Genomic DNA, 17,854 nt, shown 5'->3' with positions numbered 1-17,854 from the left:
GTCAGGCCCCGGGGCGGACCTCGATGGCCACGTCGGTGAGTTCGTAGATGCGCAGACCCGGCTTGGACAGGTCCGCGTCGGCGATCACGAGCAGCCGGCCCTCCTCGCGGCGGACCTCCTTGATGTGCACGTCGAAGCGGAGCTCGCGATCGTGGCGCAGGATCTGGCCGCGGTACTTCCAGGCCGTCTCCACCCCGGTGGCCATCGCGAACCGGGGCCGCTCGAAGCCGGCGGCGAGGTCCTGCTCCAGCACGAACAGCCGCATCGCCTGGAGGATCGCCTCCACACCGAGCGAGCCGGGCATCACCGGGTCGCGGTGGAAGTGGCAGTCGAAGTACCACTCGTCCGGCCGGATGGCGCGGTACCCGTGCAGATACCCCTGGCCGTGCCGGCCGCCGTCGGTGACCAGGTCGACGTGGTCGACCAGGGCGAACTGCCCGCCGGGCAGCTTCAGATGGCCGCCGGCCGGGTCGCGGTAGGCGGGGGCGTCCGGGCCGAGCTCGATCCGGCGGACCCGGTCGGCCGCCGGCTGCTCCCGCTCGATCCAGGGGGCCACGTACGTACCGCCGTCCAGACCCACCTGGTTGGCCAGGGCCGCGTCGCTGAAGTACCCGAACAGCGACTCACCGGTGTAGAACACCTCGCCGTCGGCGGAGAGTTCGTAGCTGAAGTTCTGGAGCACCGCGCCGGATACCGCGCTCGTCATCAGCAGCCGGGAATGGTGCCGGATGGTCTTGCCGCGCAGGTCCACGTCCTTGACCAGGGTGGCCCGGCCGTCCAGGTTGCGGATCGCGTACTGCTCCTGGGGCGCCTCCAGGGTGGCGCCGAGGTAGTAGCCGAGGAAGATCGCGGCCTGGAGGGAGGTCTCCATGTAGACCGCGTTCGGCATGTGGGGGTGGGAGTTCTGCCGGTAGTACCAGGCGTCGGCCGGTGAGTCGTACTCGGTGACCATCTCCGAGCCGGGGCTGCGCAGATCGCCGCGGGTGCCCTTGAGGGACATCACCCGGTCCACGAACTGGAAGTCGCCGTTGGGGATGTAGGGGGCCCGGCTGTCCCGGTAGACCTCGAACTCCGGGCCCATCGCCACGTCCAGCAGTCCCTTGGCGGCGTGCGCCAGATGCATCTCGTTGATCATCGCGGCCTCGCCGTCCCGGTTGCGGCGGCCGAGGAACTTCGGCACACCGCCCAGCTCGGGACGGAAGGGCGTGCCCTCCTTCTCCCGGACCTGGAGGCCCAGCCCCTTCATCCGGATCACCGGCAGATCGCCCAGGTAGATGAGTACGTCGGCGATGACCGTGGCGCGCGGCAGCAGCGTCAGCTCCATCACCTCGACCTCGTAGCGGATCTCCCGGTGCTCCTGGGTGATCTGGCCGCGGACCTGGACCTCGATCGGGACGTCGGTGACGCACTGGAAGCGCGCGTCCGGCAGGGTGAGGTGCATGCCCTGGTGCATCAGATAGATCTGGAGCAGCTGCACCGCGCCCTCGGCGACCAGCGAGCCCGCGAGCACATGGTCGTCCGGGAAGTGGCAGGTGAAGTACCAGGCGTCCGGCTCCAGCCGCTTGGTGGCGCTGAGCGTGCCCAGACCGCGCGGCCCGCCCTTGCGGTCGATGACCACCTCGTCCACCATCCGCAGCCGGGCGTCGGGCAGCCGGATCGCCGGATTGACCCCCGGGTCCTGGGCGTGGTCCGGGCCGAAGACATCGCCGGGGCGCCCCTCGGAGAGGGTCTGGAGGTCCTCGGCGGTGAGGTGGTTCTTCTCGGTGTACGCCAGGGGCTTGAAGTACCCCTTCGGCAGCGCCGCGCGCTCCGCCTTCTCCTTGTCGGTCATCACCACGCCGAGCGGGGTGGCCAGCTCCTCCTTGCTGAAGAACCCGGCGCAGGCGTCGTGCAGTTCGAGGATCAGCTCGCCGTCCGCGTAGCACTTGTAGCTGAAGAAGAAGAGGGTGGTGTCGCCCTGGTGGACGAAGCGGTCGATGGAGATGTCGTAGCGGAGGGTCTGGCCGGTCCGGGGCAGGTCGCCGCGGAAGATCAGGGTGCTGTCCAGCAGCCGGTAGACGCGCTCGCCCTTGTTGCGGAAGTCGATGCCCAGATAGCTGACGAGCAGCAGATCGCACTGGCCCGCCTCCACGGTGACGGCCGGCGGTACACCGCCGTCCACCGCGTACCAGGCGTCCTCGGGCACGTCGTACTCGGTGGTGATGGTGGCGGGCTTCAGCTCGCCGGTGGTGCCCTCCAGGGCGGTGACCCGGGAGACGAAGTGGTACGGCGGCGCGGGCAGCCGGACCCGCTTGGCGTAGCCGTCGACCACGCCGAACTCCGGCCCGAAGACCTTGGCGACCGAGCCGACCGCGAACTCCAGCAGATCGGCCTCGTCCCAGATGACCCCCTCCTTGACCGTGCGCTCCGGCGCCGGGGCGGGAGCGGCCGGGGGCAGGGCGGGGGCGGCCGGGGCCGCCAGGGGCGCTACGGGAAGGGGCGCGGGCGGAGCGGTGGCGGCGGGGGTGCCGCCGTCGAGCAGGGCCTCGATCCGGGAGAGGGTGGCGCCCTGCAGGATGCGCTGGGTCTCCATCACCACCGAGTGGGTGGCGACCATCTGCTGCCGGATGTCCCGCACCAGGTCGGCGGCAGGGGTGGGTGAGTCGGCGGTGGTCGAGTCGGCGGTGGTCGAGGGGGCCGCCGGGGTGGGCGCGGGCGGTGGTGCGGTGTCCTCCCCGTGCGGTGCGGGCACCCACGGCAGGAAGGAGACCGGGTCGCCGTCGAAGGCCATGGCCTCCGCGTCGGCGAGAGTCGGATCGGCAGGCATGGCGGGGTCCTCCGGCGGTACGGGCGGTACGGGCAGGACGGGCGCGGACGGTACGGCGGGGCGGGGGGCACCCGGGCCCGCGGCGGCCGGTCGGGCGGTGGCCCTCTCGCCGCCCGGCACCGGGGCGGCACCGGTGGCGACCGGGCCAGGTCGGGTGGCGGTGGCGTGGGCGGTGGGTGCGCCCGAGGTGGCGAGCACGGCGGGGACGGCGTCCGCGGCCGCACCCGCGGACGCCGTCGCGGTGGCGATGTCCCGGGCCAGGCGGGCCGGGAGCGGGTCACCGCCACCCACATGGAAGCGGTGGACGGGGGCGGTGTGCACACTGGTCGGCGGGGACTCCAGCAGCGCGGAGAGGTCCAGCTCCAGGCCGTTGCCGACCAGCCGGGCCACCAGCCGGGCGACCGACCGGGCCGCCGGCACCCCGCGCCGGTCCACCGGGACCGCGACATGCGGGGCGTCCTTCAGGGTGTCCTGGATCCAGCGGGAGCAGGTCGCCCCGGGGCCGACCTCGACGAAGTAGCGGTACCCCCGGTCGTGGGCGTCCCGCACCAGCCGGGCGAAGTCGATGGTGGAGCGCAGGGTCCAGGCGATCCGGCGGGCGATCTCGCCCCGCTCCAGGGCCGGGAGGGCCTGGTAGTCGTAGGCGCTGAACAGCTCCAGGTCGCCGGACGAGCCGGTGGGGTAGTCGTTCAGCGCGGCCAGGCCGTCCAGTTCGGCGTCCACGGCCGGGCAGTGCATGACCACGTTGACGGGCGAGCGGGCCGCCGGGCAGCCGATCTCCTTCACCAGGGCCTTGCACTGCTCCGGGTCGCCCGCGATCACCAGCTCGGCCGGGGTGTTCACATGGGTGAGGTGGACCCGGTCGTAGCGGGGCAGGGCCGCGCGTACCGTGTCCGCGTCGGTGAGCAGCACATGGCTGGCCCAGAGCGAGGCGTCCGGGGCGGAGTCCGGCAGCTGCCACAGCTCGCGCACGGTGCGCCGGGGCCCGCACAGCCGGTCCTTGAAGACCGGGGTGTCGCTGATCAGGTCGTCGCGGCGGCCGGCGCGCCGCCAGCCGCCGGTGGCGAACAGCATGCTGGACTCGCCGAGGCTGTAGCCGAACGCGCCATGCGGCCTCACGCCCAGCACCTCGCGCACCAGATCGGTGTAGAGCAGCGCGAAGTTGGTGCCGGTGGCCAGCATGAACGGAACGTCCTCGCCCAGCCCCGCCTCCAGCTCCATCAACTCCCGCCGCCCCAGGGCGCTCTGGGCGCGCGGGTAGAGCGAGGCGGCGCGCAGCTGGCGCTCCGGCTCGGTGGCGTCCTCCTCGAACCGGTCCAGCAGCCCCGGGAAGGCGCGGAAGAAGTCCTGGCCGAGACCGGGGTACGAGTTGAAGGCGCCCGGGTAGACCAGGGCGACCTTTCCGTCCGGGCCGATCGGCCGCGCGGTGGAGTAGCTGCCCGCCGGGGTGGCCCACTCGCCGCCCCTGGCGTGCACCCCGGGCAGATCCCGGGCCGCCAGCCGCAGTTGGGCCAGCAGCTCGTCCCGGTCCTGGCCGACCAGCACCACCCGGGGCCCGCTGCCGGTGAGTTCGCGGGCGGCCTGGCGGGCCAGGGCGTACGGGTCGCCGTCGGCCACCAGCTCCGTATGCCGCTCGACCGAGGCGAGCAGCGCGTCGAAGGAGTCCGCCGACAGCGGCAGCACCACCGGTCCGCCGGCCCGCCGCCAGTCGGCCGGGGCGACCCGGCCCCGGGTGGCGTCGGCGGAGAGCACCAGGTGGCCATGGGCGCCGGAGGGGCCGACGAAGTCCACGGCGGCGTACCGGCGGCCCCCGGTGCTCCGGCGCATCCACGGCCGGGACGCGGTCGGCACGTACAGCGCCGAGGCGCCGAAGTCGCCGGCCAGCTCCTCGGCCGGGCGGGTCCAGCCGCCGGTGCCGGGCAGATAGCCGTGGTGCAGGCAGAGCACGGTGCGGATCAGCCCGGCCATGGTGGCCGCGCACCCGGCGTCGCCCACCAGGGCCTTGGCGCTGCCCAGGGCGACACTGCCGCTCCCGGCCGGGTAGATCCGGGCCAGCGCCGCGATCTCGGCGCGGTCCTGGGCCTCAGTGCCGCCCGCGTGGGCCTCCAGATAGCCGATGTCGGCCGCGGTGACACCCGCCGCGGTCAGCGCCTCCTCGGCCGCCGCCGCCAGCACCGCCGCGTCGGCCTCCGGCACCGCGCCGTCCACCGGGGCGGCGTGCCGGATGGCGACCGCGTCCAGCCGGGCGTAGGCGGGGCGCTCCCGCTCCCCGGGCCGGGTGACCACCAGCGCCCCCGCGCCCTCGCCGATCCGCCGGCCCCGGGCGCCCTCGGCGAAGGTCAGTCCGGCCTCGGCGACCACGTCCGGGCGGAGCAGCAGGTTCTCGGCCGAGCCGGCCAGGTCGACCGCGCCGACCAGCACCGCCTCGATACCGGGGTCGAGCAGCAGCAGCCGCGCCACCTCCAGCGCCTCGGCGGTGCCGGAGCCGTCGGAGGAGACCGTGAAGGAGGGGCCGGTCAGGTTCCAGAGCGAGGAGATACGGCTCGCCATGACGTTGCCGATGAAGCTCAGCACCTCGTTGGCGACGATGGGGTCCACCACCGCGTCCCGGCCCGCCGCGCTCACCGCCGCCAACCGCTCCTCGTCCACCGCCACCCCGGCCCGGGCGAACTCCTCGCGGACGAAGGCGCCCAGGCTGCGGCGGGTGAGCCGCAGATGGGTCATCGGCTCGATCTCCATCCCGACCACCACCGCGATCCGGCGGGGCTCGGGCGCCCCGCCGCCGGGGGCCGCGGCGCGGCTGAAACCGGCGTCGCGCAGCGCCTCGTCGGCGACCTTGGTGACCAGGGCGTGCTGGAGGTTGTACGTCCGCAGATCGGCCGGCGGGATCTTCAGGTCCACCGGGTCGATGCCCAGGCCGTCCACGAAGGCGCCGTACGGCAGGGCGTCCGGCGAGACGCCGGTGGCGGCCTCCAGCGAGCCGCCGCGGGTCTGGTCCAGCCCGCGCCAGCGCCGCTCGGGCAGCGGGGCGAGGGAGCCGGTGCCCCGGTGGACCGCCTCCTCGAAGGCGTCCAGCGAGTCCAGCGGGCCGAAGTGGGCGCCCAGGCCGACGATGTCCAGCGCGGGTACGGGGGTGGGCTCGGCGTCCCCGGTGGCGCCGTCCGCCGCGGTGGCCGCCTCGGAGAGCACCACATGGGCGTTGGTGCCGCCGAAGCCGAACGCGGAGACCGCGGCCCGGCGGGGCCCCTCGCCCTCGGGCCAGGGGCGTCCGGTGCGCACCAGCGAGCCTTCGCCGACCCGTCCGTCCTTGGAGGCCACCGGCTGCTCGACGCCGGTGGTCGGCGGGATGTGGCCGTGGCCCATGGCCAGGATGACCTTCAGCAGGCTGCTCAGGCCCGCCACGGTGAGCAGATGGCCGATGTTGCCCTTCACGGAGCCGACCAGGGGCACCCGGCCCGCACCGCCGAAGAACTCGGCGACCGAGTCCGCCTCGGTGGCGTCCCCGATCGGGGTGCCGGTGGCGTGGCACTCCAGGTAGTCCACGGTGGCCGGGTCCACCCCGGCGTCGGCGTAGGCCTGCTCGTACGACTGGAGCTGGCCGCCGCCGCGCGGCACCAGCAGATGGCGCCCGCTGCCGTCGTTGGTCAGCCCGATCCCGTCCACCACCGCGTACACCCGGTCGCCGTCCCGTACCGCGGCGGCCAGCCGCTTCACCGCGACCATGCCCGCGCCCTGACCGGTGAGGATGCCCCCGGAGCGGCTGTCGAAGGGCTGGCTGAAGCCGTCCCGGGGATAGGCCTGGAGGTCGGAGAAGGAGAGGTGGATCAGGGTGGGGTCGGGTGCGCAGACCCCGCCCGCCAGCACCAGGTCCGCCTGGCCGGCGGCGAGGTGGTCGCAGGCCAGCTTCAGCGCGTACAGCGCCGAGGAGCAGGCGGCGTCCAGGGCGTAGCGGGGGCCGCCCAGACCCAGGGCGCCGGCGGCGAGGGAGGCGGGCGAACCGCTCACCCGCAGGTCCTCGGGGCGCAGCCGGGACGGGTCGATCCGCCGGCTCCCGTCGGCCAGCGCGCCGAGCGCCGGGTGCCCGGCCCGGCGCAGTCCCTCCAGGACCGCCTCCCGCACCAGGGGGACGCTGACCCCGGCGGAGGCCGGGGTGGGGAAGGAGTAGTTGCCCAGGATCAGCCCGGTGCGCTCCAGGACCCCGGGGCGCTCCAGCTGCCCGCTGTCCCGCAGCGCCTCCCGGGCCACATGCAGCGACCAGTGGAAGATCCGGTCCAGCCCGGCGAGGTGGCCGGGGTCCAGCAGGAAGCCCTCCGGGTCGAAGGCGAAGTCGGTGACGAAGCCGCCCCGGGTGCAGTAGACGGCGTGCCGCGGGTCGGCGTCCCGTGCGTCGATGCCGGGCCCGAAGACCCGCTCGCCGCCTTCCGCGCGGCTGTCCGTCCCGGCGCGGAGGTTCCGCCAGAACTCGGCAGGGCTGCCGGCCCCCGGGAACAGGCAGGAGAGGCCAACGATGGCGTACTTGCTCATGAGAGCTCTACGGTCCCTTCTTGGGGGGCGGGCCGGCCCGGGCGGCGCGGGGGAGGCGCCGTCCGGGCCGACCCGATCGCGTGCGTCGGGTACGAAGGGGGGATCAGCCGCTGATGAACTTGGCCGCCAGCTGGGGCGCGGAGACCACGGAGACGTCCTCGAAGCGGGTGATCACCTCTCCGCCCGGGGTGCACGCGGTGACGGTGAGCGAGGCGCCGGAGCCGGTGGCGGCGGAGGCGGCGGGCTCGACCACGACCACGAAGGGCTCACCGTCGGGCAGCGGCCGGTGCAGGTCCGCCCGGCCGACCGACAGCGGCAGACCGGCGGTGCCCCGGAACAGCCGCACCCAGACCAGACCCGCCTGGAGCAGCAGATCCGCGGCGCCGGGGGCGAACCGGCCGCCCGCGAACGCGCCTCCCGCCGTACGGAGTTCGGTCAGCTCGCACTCCAGGACCAGCCGCTGGGCGGCCTCGTCCTCGGCCAGCACCCGGCGCACCCCGCGCAGCGAGGGGCCGTGGAAGAGGGTGCCGTCGCCGTAGAGCTCGTCGGCGGACCGGCCGCTGCCGAGGGCGGGCAGCGCGCCGGGGGAGACCGCGGCGAGCGCTGCCGCCGGGTCCAGCACCGCCCCGTAGTGCGGCCGGACGGCGCCCTGGGCGTCCGTGGACCGGATCGCACCGCGCACCGCGGTGCCGTCGGCGGTCAGCTCCAGGGTCATCCGCTCGGGCTGGGAGCCGTCGAAGACGATGCCCTTGTGTACGGAGAAGTCCCGGACCTGGCGCACCTCGGCGCCGTGGATCCGCTCCGCCGCCCCGATCATCCAGCCGAGCGCCAGCACCGCCGGGAGCACCGGGGCCTCGCCGATGACATGGTCGGCGAGGATCGGCTCGCCCTCCAGCGGGGCCGTCGCCCGCTCCACCACGGTCGCGGTCGGGACGGTCCGCTCCGGCACCGACAGCGGGGTGGTCGGGCCCAGCACGGTCACCACGTCACCGGCGCGGTCGGGAGCGAACTGCTCGGCGAACAGCCGGGCCCCGGTGTCCACCGGGATCAGGGTGAGGCCGCGCTCCCGGAAGACGGCCTTGACCTCCGGGGAGACCATGCCGCTGTCCCAGGCGCCCCAGTTGAGCGAGGTGACCCGGGCCGCCGGGTGGCGCTGCTTCCAGGCGGACGCCCAGGTGTTGAGCACCTCGTTGGCCATCGCGTAGTCCGACTGGCCCCGGTTGCCGAAGAAGCCGGCGACCGAGGAGAAGAGGACCACATGGCGCAGGGCGCCGGTGTCCAGCGCGGCGGTCACCGCGCGCAGCCCGGCCAGCTTGGGAGCGAACACCCGCTCCACCTCGGAGGCCTTCTTCTGGGCGATCAGCTGGTCCGCGAGGACCCCCGCGCCGTGCACCAGACCGGTCACCCGGTCCCGGTGCGGGGCGAGCGCGGCGGCGGTGGCGACCGGGTCGGTGATGTCCGCGGCCAGGTACTCCACCTCGCTGCCCGCGGCGCTCACCTCGGCGAGCGTCGCGCGGATCTCCCGGGCGCCCACGACGCCCTGGTAGAGCTGCTCCACCCGCTTGGGGGTCGGCTTCTCGCCCGCCGACTTCAACCGGGCGGCCGCGGCGGCCTTCAGCGCGGCGGTCTCCACGCCCCGCGCCCACTCCGGCTCGTCCGCCAGCGGAGTGCGACCGAGCAGCAGCAGGCCGGGCCGGTAGCGCCGGGCCAGCTCGATCACACAGGCGGCGGTGATGCCGCGCGCCCCACCGGTGACCACCAGGACGTCGTCACCGGTCAGTTCCGGCACCTCCGCCGTCCCGCCGGCGCCCGGCAGCTCCTCGGCGAGGGTCAGACCGACCCGCCGGGCCCCGTCCAGGCCGACCTGCGCCGGGTCGGTCACGGCGTCGCCCAGCTCGGCGAGAAGCAGCTCGGCCGAGGCCTTCGGGCTCAGCGCCGGGGCCAGGTCGACCGCGCGGCAGAACAGCTCGGGGGCCTCCACGGCCAGGGTCTTGACCAGCCCTCCGGCGCCTCCCGCCGGGGCCAGCTCCTCCGCGACCCCGCCGAGCCCGAAGGCCCCGTCCAGCCGGGTGACGGTGAGGAAGGCGGCACGGCCGGAGGCGGCGGCGGTCGTCAGCGGCCGGACGGCGTGCTTGGCGACCAGCAGCGTGTGCGCGAGCCGCCGCACCCCGTCGGACCAGTCCCCCGCACCCGCGGCGGTCAGGTCGATCACGGTGCTGACCCGGTCGGCGAGGATCTCCTCCATCCGCTCGGCCAGCTCGGTCACGCCCCAGCCGCTCAGCGCGTGGTCCTTGACCCCGCCGGCCCGCTGGGCCACCCCGGGCAGCCGCAGCACATGCACCCGGCGGCCGGACTCGATCAGCCGCTGCGCCAGCACCGGCGCCAACTCGGCGCCGTCGTCCACGATCAGCGCACCCGAACCCTCGGCGAAGGCGCCGACCAGCTGGTCCGGGCTGGGCAGGGTCACCAGGGCGGCCTGCGCCCGCCCTATGCCGGTGCCGACCGGGGCGGTGAAGGTGGCCGGGGCGGCCGGGGTGGGGGCGGCCTCCGCCGGAGAGGCGGCGGCTCCGCTGGTGAACTCCACGATCTGGCGGAGGGTGCGGAGTTCGGCGAGCTGTTCGGGGCCTGCGGTGATGGCTCCGGGGAAGCGTTCTTGGAGGATGCCCATGATTTCGACGCGTTTGATGGAGTCGATGCCGAGGTCGGCTTCGATGTCCATGTCGAGTTCGAGCATGTCGGCGGGGTAGCCGGTTTTGAGGGCGACGACGTCGAGGAGTGCGGTCTGGGCGGTGGTGGCGTCGGGTCCGGTGGGGGCGACGGGGGCCGCAGGGGCCGCCTCGGTGGTGGTGGTGAATTCGACGATCTGGCGGAGGGTGCGGAGTTCGGCGAGTTGTTCGGGGCCTGCGGTGATGGCTCCGGGGAAGCGTTCTTGGAGGATGCCCATGATTTCGACGCGTTTGATGGAGTCGATGCCGAGGTCGGCTTCGATGTCCATGTCGAGTTCGAGCATGTTGGCGGGGTAGCCCGTCTTCAGGGCGACGACGTCGAGCAGGGCGGTCTGGGCGGTGGCGGTGTCGGGTCCGGTGGGGGCGACGGGGGCCGCAGGGGCTGCCTGGGTGGTGGTGGTGAATTCGACGATCTGGCGGAGGGTGCGGAGTTCGGCGAGTTGTTCGGGGCCTGCGGTGATGGCTCCGGGGAAGCGTTCTTGGAGGATGCCCATGATTTCGACGCGTTTGATGGAGTCGATGCCGAGGTCGGCTTCGATGTCCATGTCGAGTTCGAGCATGTTGGCGGGGTAGCCCGTCTTCAGGGCGACGACGTCGAGCAGGGCGGTCTGGGCGGTGGCGGTGTCGGGTCCGGTGGGGGCGACGGGGGCCGCAGGGGCTGCCTGGGTGGTGGTGGTGAATTCGACGATCTGGCGGAGGGTGCGGAGTTCGGCGAGTTGTTCGGGGCCTGCGGTGATGGCTCCGGGGAAGCGTTCTTGGAGGATGCCCATGATTTCGACGCGTTTGATGGAGTCGATGCCGAGGTCGGCTTCGATGTCCATGTCGAGTTCGAGCATGTTGGCGGGGTAGCCCGTCTTCAGGGCGACGACGTCGAGCAGCGCGGCCTCGGCGGTGGTGGCGTCGGGCCCGGTGGGGGCCGCCTGGACGGGGGCGGTGGGCTGGACGGGCGCCGGTGCGGGAGCCGCGGGGGCCGGGGCGAGGGGCTGCGGGGCGGGGGCCAGGGCGGCCGGGAGCTGGGCGGCCGGGACCTGGGCGGGGGCGGGCCGGTGGAGGGCGGGCGCCGCGGGTGGGGCCGGTACGGCGAGTGGTACGGGTGCGGGGGTGGCCGAAGCGGGGGCGGCGCCGAACTCCAGGCCGGCCAGGTCGCGCAGGATCTCGTTGGCCCGCAGATGGCTGCGGCCGATGTCCAGACCGTGTTCCTTGACGGCGTTCACCCCGGCCAGGACCTGGCCCACCTGGCCCTGGGCGGCGGCCCGCTCCAGCAGCCCGGCCAGCCGCTCCGCGCTCTGCAACTGGCCGGTGAGGTAGTCGTCGTGCAGGGCGAGATGGTCGGCCACCAGACCGGCCAGGCGATCACTGTCCACGTGAGGGGTCTCCAAGGCGGTGGGTGCGGGCACGGCCGGGGCCGGGGCGGGCACCGGCCGGACGGCCGTGGCCGTCGACGCGGTGGCCGGGGCGGTGGCCGGGACGGCGACCTGGGCAGCGGCCGGTGCCGGGGCGGGCGTGGCGCGGGCCGGGGTCGGCAGCGGCGCGGGCCGGGGGGCCGGGACCGCGGGCAGTGCCGCCGAGGGGGCGGCGGGTGCCGGGGCGGCGGCCTGTCCCGGTGCCACCGGGGCGGCGATCCGGTAGCCGTGGTCGATCGCCTCGCGGTACGCGGCCCGCCGCTCGGGCGAGACGTAGTTGATGCCGTTCAGCAGGATGGACATGCCCTTGGCCGGCTCGGCCACCGGCGCCGGGGCGGTGTAGCGGTCGGTGGTCGCCAGCGGCAGCCCCAGGACGGCCAGCTGGGCGACGGCCTGCTTGACGGCGGTGTCGGCGTCGCGGCCGGGGCCGGCGTCGAGCGCCACCACCCAGTGCTCCCGGTCGCCGAGGATGCGCCGCACCAGCTGGGTGAGGATGTTCTTGGGCCCGAACTCCACGAAGACCCGGAACCCGGCGGCGTACATCTCCTCCACCCGCCCGGCGAAGTCCACCGGGTTGACCAGCTGTTCGGCCAGTACGGAGCGGTTGGCGGCGACGTCCTCGCCGTAGGCGGCCCCTCGGGTGTCGGCGAACACGGTCCCGTGCGGGCGGTTGACCTGGAAGTGCTCCACCTCGGTCCGGAACGCGTCCAGCGCGTGGCCGACCAGGGGCGTGTGGAAGGCCGCCGAGACCGGCAGCCGGCTCGCCCGCAGGCCCGCCTCCTTGGCGGCGGCGACCAGCAGGTCCACCTCGGCGGTGGGGCCGCCGACCACGATCTGGTCGAGCGCGTTGCGGTTGCAGACGACCACCCCCGGCCGGTCGGCCAGCAGTGCGGCGACCCGCTCCTCCGGCGCGGAGACCGCGGCCATCGCCCCGGGGTCGAACCCGGCCTCCGGCGGTGGGGCCATGGCCTTGCCCCGGGCCCGGGCGAGGGCGAAGAACGCCTCGTCGTCCAGCGCCCCGGAGGCCCACAGAGCGGTCAGCTCACCGAAGCTGTGGCCGAGGAACCCTTCGGCGGCGAAGCCCAGTTCGGACAGGTAGCGGAACTGGCCCGCGGACAGCGCGCCGATGGCCGGCTGCGCGTACGCGGTCGCCCGGAGCGCGGCCTCCTGCTCGGCGGGCACCTGCGCCCCGAACAGCGGCGGCGGGAAGGCGACCCGGGACAGCGGGGTCTCGCCCGGCGCGGCGGTGTTGGCCCGGTCGAAGGCGGCCCGCAGCGGGGGCAGCGCCATCACGGCGCTCCGGCCCAGGTTGACGTACTGGCTGCCCTGGCCCGCGAAGAGGGCTCCGACCCGGCCGGCCTGTGCGGCCCGGCGGCGGTAGTGCAGGCCCTTGGGGTGCGACCAGGCCTCGGCCTCGGGGCGGGCGCGCAGCTCGCCGAGAGCCAGCTCGCGCAGGGACGCCAGCTCGTCGGCGGTACGGGCGACCAGCGCGAGGCGGGCGTGGCCCTCGGGGGCCGGGCCGCCGGTCGCGGGCGCGTCGGCGGCGAGCAGCGCGGTGAGGGCGGCGGTGTCCGGGGCGTGCCACAGCTGGACCGCGGCGACCGGGTGGGTGACCTTCAGGTCGTCGCCGTCGCCGTGCTCCTCCAGCACCATGTGGAAGTTGGTGCCGCCGAAGCCGAACGAGGAGACGGCGGCCCGGCGCTTGGGGCGCTCCGGGTCGCGGATCCAGGGACGGGCCTCGGTGTTGACGTAGAACGGCCCGGAGGCGAAGTCGATGGCGGGGTTGGGCTCGTTCACGTTGATGGTGGGCGGCAGCACCTTGTGGTGCAGGGCCAGTGCCAGCTTGATCAGCCCGGCCGCACCGGCCGCCGCCTTGGTGTGCCCGATCTGGGACTTGACGCTGCCCACGGCCGCGTACTGCCGCCGGTCGTTGCCCTCGGAGACGACGGCGGACAGCGCGCTGAGCTCGGTGGCGTCCCCGACCGCCGTGCCGGTGCCGTGCGCCTCGAAGAGCTCGACGCTGGACGGGAGGCAGTCGGCGTCCTCGTACGCCCGGCGCAGGGCGACGACCTGGCCCTCCTTGCGCGGGGCGTAGATCGACTTGAACCGGCCGTCGCTGGAGGTGCCCATACCGCGCAGCACCGCGTAGATCCGGTTGCCGTCGCGCTCGGCGTCGGCGAGCCGGCGCAGCGCGAGCATCCCGATGCCCTCGCCGATCAGGGTGCCGTCGGCGTCCTTGTCGAACGGGCGGATCCGCCCGGACTTCGACAGGGCCGGGGTCTTGCTGAAGCAGAGGTACATGAAGATCGTGTTCTCGGCGTCGCAGCCGCCCACCAGCATGGTGTCGGAGCGGCCTTCCAGCAGCTCGCTGACCGCCGTGCGGACCGCGCCGAGGGAGCTGGCGCAGGCGGCGTCGATCGTCATGTTGATGCCGCCGAGGTCCAGCCGGTTGGCGACCCGGCCCGCCACCACGTTGCCCAGCATGCCGGGGAAGGAGTTCTCCTCCCACGGGGCGTACGCCAGGCGGAACTTGGCGGTGATCTCCTCGGCGTCCCGCTCGGAAAGACCGCAGCTGCGGACGACCTCCTTGAGCACCGGGCTCTGGAGGCGGGCGGTCAGCGGCTGGGTGAGCTGGTTGGCCCCGGTGATGCCGAGGACCACGCCGGTGCGCGAGGCGTCGTACCAGGGCTGGTCGGCGCCGGCGTCCTTCAGCAGGTCGCGGGCGACCACCAGGCTGAGCAGCTGGAGGACGTCGGTCACCTCCAGGGTGTTCGGCGGCAGGCCGAACTCCAGGGGGTTGAACGGGACGTCAGGGATGAAGCCGCCGCGCTTGGAGTACGTCTTGTCCGGCACGGTGGGGTCGGGGTCGTAGTGCTCGTCCACGTCCCAGTGGCCCGCGGGCACGTCGTCGATGCAGTCGGCGGCCGAGACGACGTTCGCCCAGAAGTCCCGCACGTTGCTGGACTTGGGGTAGAGCGCGGAGAGGCCGACGATGGCGATGGGGTCCCGGGCGAGCCGACGGTCGAGGTCGGGTTCCTGCGAAGGGTTCACGGCAAGTCTCTCTGGATCTGGGCGAACAGGGACTTCGGGGCACGTCGGCCCCGGCTCCGGCGCGGAGGGGCCGAGGGGGCCGCAGGGGCCTGCGGGGAGGGCGTCCTCAAAGGCGGGGGAGGGACGATCCGGACCGGTGGACCTCGCGGTGGCGGCGGTCGTGGGCGGGGGCCTCGGGCCGGGGCCCGGTGGCGGTACGGGCGCGGTGCGGGCGGCCGTGCGCCGGGGGCGGTCGGTCCGGCCGTGGCGCGGGGGCCGGAGTGTCCCGGGGCCGGCGGTCTCGGGCGGATGCGGGGCCGGAGTCGCACCGGGAGCGCCGGATAAGGCCGGGATGCGGGGCGACGCCCGCCGGTGGGCCGCACGGCCGGCGGCCGGGCTCGGCTCCTTCGCCGTACGGGCCGGGTGGGACCGGATACCGGGAGCGCGGCCACCGGTCCGGTACGGCCACCGGTCCCGTACGGTCGCCGGGCGCGGGTGGCGGTCGGCGCGGCCCGGGTGCCGGGGCGGCTGGGCCGCGGCGGTCAGGCCGCGGCGGTGTGCTTCTGGCTCTCCTCGGCGATGTGCGCGGCGAGCGCCTCGATGGTGGGGTGGTACCAGAGCGCCGTGGTGCCGAGCTCGAAGCCCAGCCAGGACTCCATCTCACCGGCGATGATGAGCGCCTGGGTGCTGTCCAGGTCGAGCTCGTCGAAGTACTGGTCGGGCGGAACGTCGGCCGGTGCCACGCTGAGCCGCTGGGCGATCTCCTCGATCAGCCACTTCTGGGCTTCCTCGGCCGATATGTTCTTCGCCATTTCCCGTCCTCTCGAAATGTCTGCTGCCCGCGTCCGGGAAACATCAGGGAATTCCCCGGGGCACGCCTCTCGTCCGAGGCGCCGAAGGGTGGTGAGCGGGGGAGTCGGAGCGGTAGCGCTCCGGGCCGTCCCGAGATCCGTGACCCTAGGGCGGCACCCGTCGCGGAGCAACCGGACCCGGCCCGCGCAAAGGCGGGCCGATGCCCTTTCCGAACGGAATGTCAGCGGCGTGACCGGTAACGGCCACGCTGAGCTGGGCGAACGGGTGGCGGAGAGGCGGGGTGGCAGGCGCTGTCAGCCTGCCGTAAGGCTGTCAGCGGCCGTGTCAGGCAGCCGCGTCAGGGAGCCGGGTGAGGGCCGTCAGGCCGGGGCGGGGCGGTGCGGGCGAGGTCGGCGGCGAGCCCGGCGAGGGAGCCGGACGGGGTGGCGGCGAGCTCGGTGACGGCCCGGCGCAGCGGCAGCGGCAGACGGCCGCAGACCGCCGCCAGTTCCTCGGCCGCGCCCGGTTCGGCGGCCGTGCGCTCGGCGCCCAGGTGCGTCACGATCAGCTCGTGCGCCTCCTCGGCGGTCAGCGCACCCAGGCCCAGCGAGTGGGCGCCCTCGCGGGTCTCCAGGTCGGCCAGCGGGGAGCGGCTGGTGGCGACCACCGCGTTGCCCGGGGTGCCCGGCAGCAGGCAGCGGACCTCGGAGGCGGTCTCCACGTCGTCCAGCACCACCAGGAAGCGGCGCCCGGCCAGCAAACTGCGGAAGAGGGCGGTCACCTCGTGCGGGGTGTCGGGAATCCAGTCGTCGCGTACGCCGAGGGAGCGGATGAAACCGGTGACCACCGTGCACGGGGTCACGGTCCGCTGCTCGGGGTCCATGCTGCCCTGGAGGCTGGCGTACAGCTGCCCGTCGGGGAACTCGGCCAGCCGATGATGGGCCCAGCGCACCACCAGGGCGCTCTTGCCGATGTCCGCCGGGCCGTGCACCACCGCGATCCCCGGGGAGCCGTGGCCACCGTGCCGCCGGAGCAACGCGTGGTCCAGGGCGGTCAGTTGCCCCGCCCGGCCGGTGAAGGGGGCGGGCACCAGGGGGAGCTGGGCGGGCGCCCCGATGCTGGGCGAGCGGCCCGCCGGGGCGGCCGCCGGGTGGACCGGGCCGGCGGTGCCCGCGCGGGGCGGCGGCCCGGACATCCGCGACCTCGGCGACCGGGGCGCGGGGATGGCCGAGAGGACACGCTGCTCCGGGGCGCCGCCGCCCCGCAGGACCGTCTCGCGCGCCCGCCGGATGTCGTCGCCCGGCTCGACGTCGAGCTCCTCCTTCAGCCGGGTGCGCAGCTCGGCGAAGAGCTGGAGGGCCGCCGCCCGGCGGCCGGAGCCCGCGAGCGCCAGCATGATGCGGGCCTGGAGGGGTTCGTGCAGCGGTTCCTCGTACGAGGCGGTGCGCAGATGCTCCACGGCGAAGCCGGGCCGGTCCAGCCGCAGGGCCAGGTCGGCGGACTCGATGGCCACGTCGATATGGCGCTGGGCCACCCGCACCACCGAGGGGTGGTGCCAGAGCTGGGGCAGGTCGTGCAGCAGCCGCCCCTGCCAGCAGTGCAGGGCCTGCCCGTAGAGGTCGAGCGCGACCAGCGGTTCGTGCGTCACGGTCCGGCGGGCCAGGGCCACCCGGTCCTCGAACCGGCACAGGTCCAGCCGTACGTCCGTACTGTTGAAGACATAGCCGCCGCGCACGGTGCTGATCCGCCGCACGGTGGCGGCGGCCGCCCCGGCGGAGGGCTCCACGATCCGGCGCAGCCGGGCCACATGGGTGTGCACCAGCTGCGGATAGGAGGGCGGGGCCTCGCCGTTCCACAGCACGTCCGCGATCTCCTCGTGGCTGACCGTCCGGTCCGGCTGGACGGCGAGCAGCCCGAGCAGCGCGCGCTGCTTGCTGGGCAGCGGTACGGGCCGGTCGGCCGAGAGGACCGCCAGCGGCCCCAGCACCCGGATCTCCTGGGCGGCCGGCCCGGTATCCGGCGCGGAGGCTGGCTCGTCCGGTGGATCGGCGGGCCGCCAGCCGACGACTTCGGCGATCCGCGTCAGCGTCTCGCGCCGGGGCGTCTTCACCTGGCCGTGCTCGATATGGCGGATGGTGCGCACACTCACGGAGGCCCTTCGGGCCACCTCTTCCTGGGTCAGTCTCGCCTTTGTGCGCGCGGTGCGCAGTTCGGAACCTCGTATAGTTCTCAACTAATCCCCCGTCCTGAGCAGGTCCGCGAAGAAACAAGAAAACCCGCCGGTTTTCTTTCGCTCGGCTCCTGGTCGTTCCCTTGCGCAGAGGTTATGGGAAGCGGTCGTCGGCCATACGGAGATCGTGCGGTCCGGTTACCCGGACCGCACAATCCCGATCAATTCCCCGGGGGCCGCGATTCCGTCAACTTCCCGTCGCCCGCTGACCGATCGACTCCTTCGGCACCCGGTGACCCGACCGATTTCCCGGCGCCCGGCGACTCGTTCGCCTTCCCGCCGCCCGGTGGCCCGACCGATTTCCCGGCGCTCGGCGACTCCTTCGCCTTCCCGGCGCCCGGTG

4 protein-coding genes are annotated in these 17,854 nt (G+C 74.4%); all 4 read right to left on the bottom strand.

The annotated features are described in order from the left end of the window. Nucleotide 1: 1 nt before the first annotated feature. Nucleotides 2–7,330, bottom strand: coding sequence for a beta-ketoacyl synthase N-terminal-like domain-containing protein (locus tag M1O15_RS21795; protein ID WP_248635795.1), 7,329 nt, complete (start codon nucleotides 7,328–7,330; stop codon nucleotides 2–4). Between the two features lie 103 nt (nucleotides 7,331–7,433). Next, nucleotides 7,434–14,510, bottom strand: coding sequence for a type I polyketide synthase (locus M1O15_RS21790; protein WP_248635794.1), 7,077 nt, complete (start codon nucleotides 14,508–14,510; stop codon nucleotides 7,434–7,436). Between the two features lie 521 nt (nucleotides 14,511–15,031). Next, the gene (locus M1O15_RS21785) at nucleotides 15,032–15,301 is read right to left on the bottom strand and encodes an acyl carrier protein (RefSeq protein ID WP_248635793.1); all 270 of its coding nucleotides are present in this window, start codon (nucleotides 15,299–15,301) and stop codon (nucleotides 15,032–15,034) included. Between the two features lie 338 nt (nucleotides 15,302–15,639). Further along, the gene (locus tag M1O15_RS21780) at nucleotides 15,640–17,514 is read right to left on the bottom strand and encodes a BTAD domain-containing putative transcriptional regulator (RefSeq protein WP_282577062.1); all 1,875 of its coding nucleotides are present in this window, start codon (nucleotides 17,512–17,514) and stop codon (nucleotides 15,640–15,642) included. Nucleotides 17,515–17,854: the final 340 nt, after the last annotated feature.

This window comes from Streptomyces lichenis, from assembly GCF_023218175.1.
In the GTDB taxonomy this organism is placed as follows: domain Bacteria; phylum Actinomycetota; class Actinomycetes; order Streptomycetales; family Streptomycetaceae; genus Streptomyces; species Streptomyces lichenis.
Note: the sequence above shows the minus strand (reverse complement) of the source record. Positions and strands in the feature narration are given on the sequence as shown.

Coding starts and splice junctions, on each gene's coding strand:
- M1O15_RS21795 (WP_248635795.1), bottom strand. CDS start 7,330: ATGAGCAAGTACGCCATCGTTGGCCTCTCCTGCCTGTTCCCGGGGGCC.
- M1O15_RS21785 (WP_248635793.1), bottom strand. CDS start 15,301: ATGGCGAAGAACATATCGGCCGAGGAAGCCCAGAAGTGGCTGATCGAG.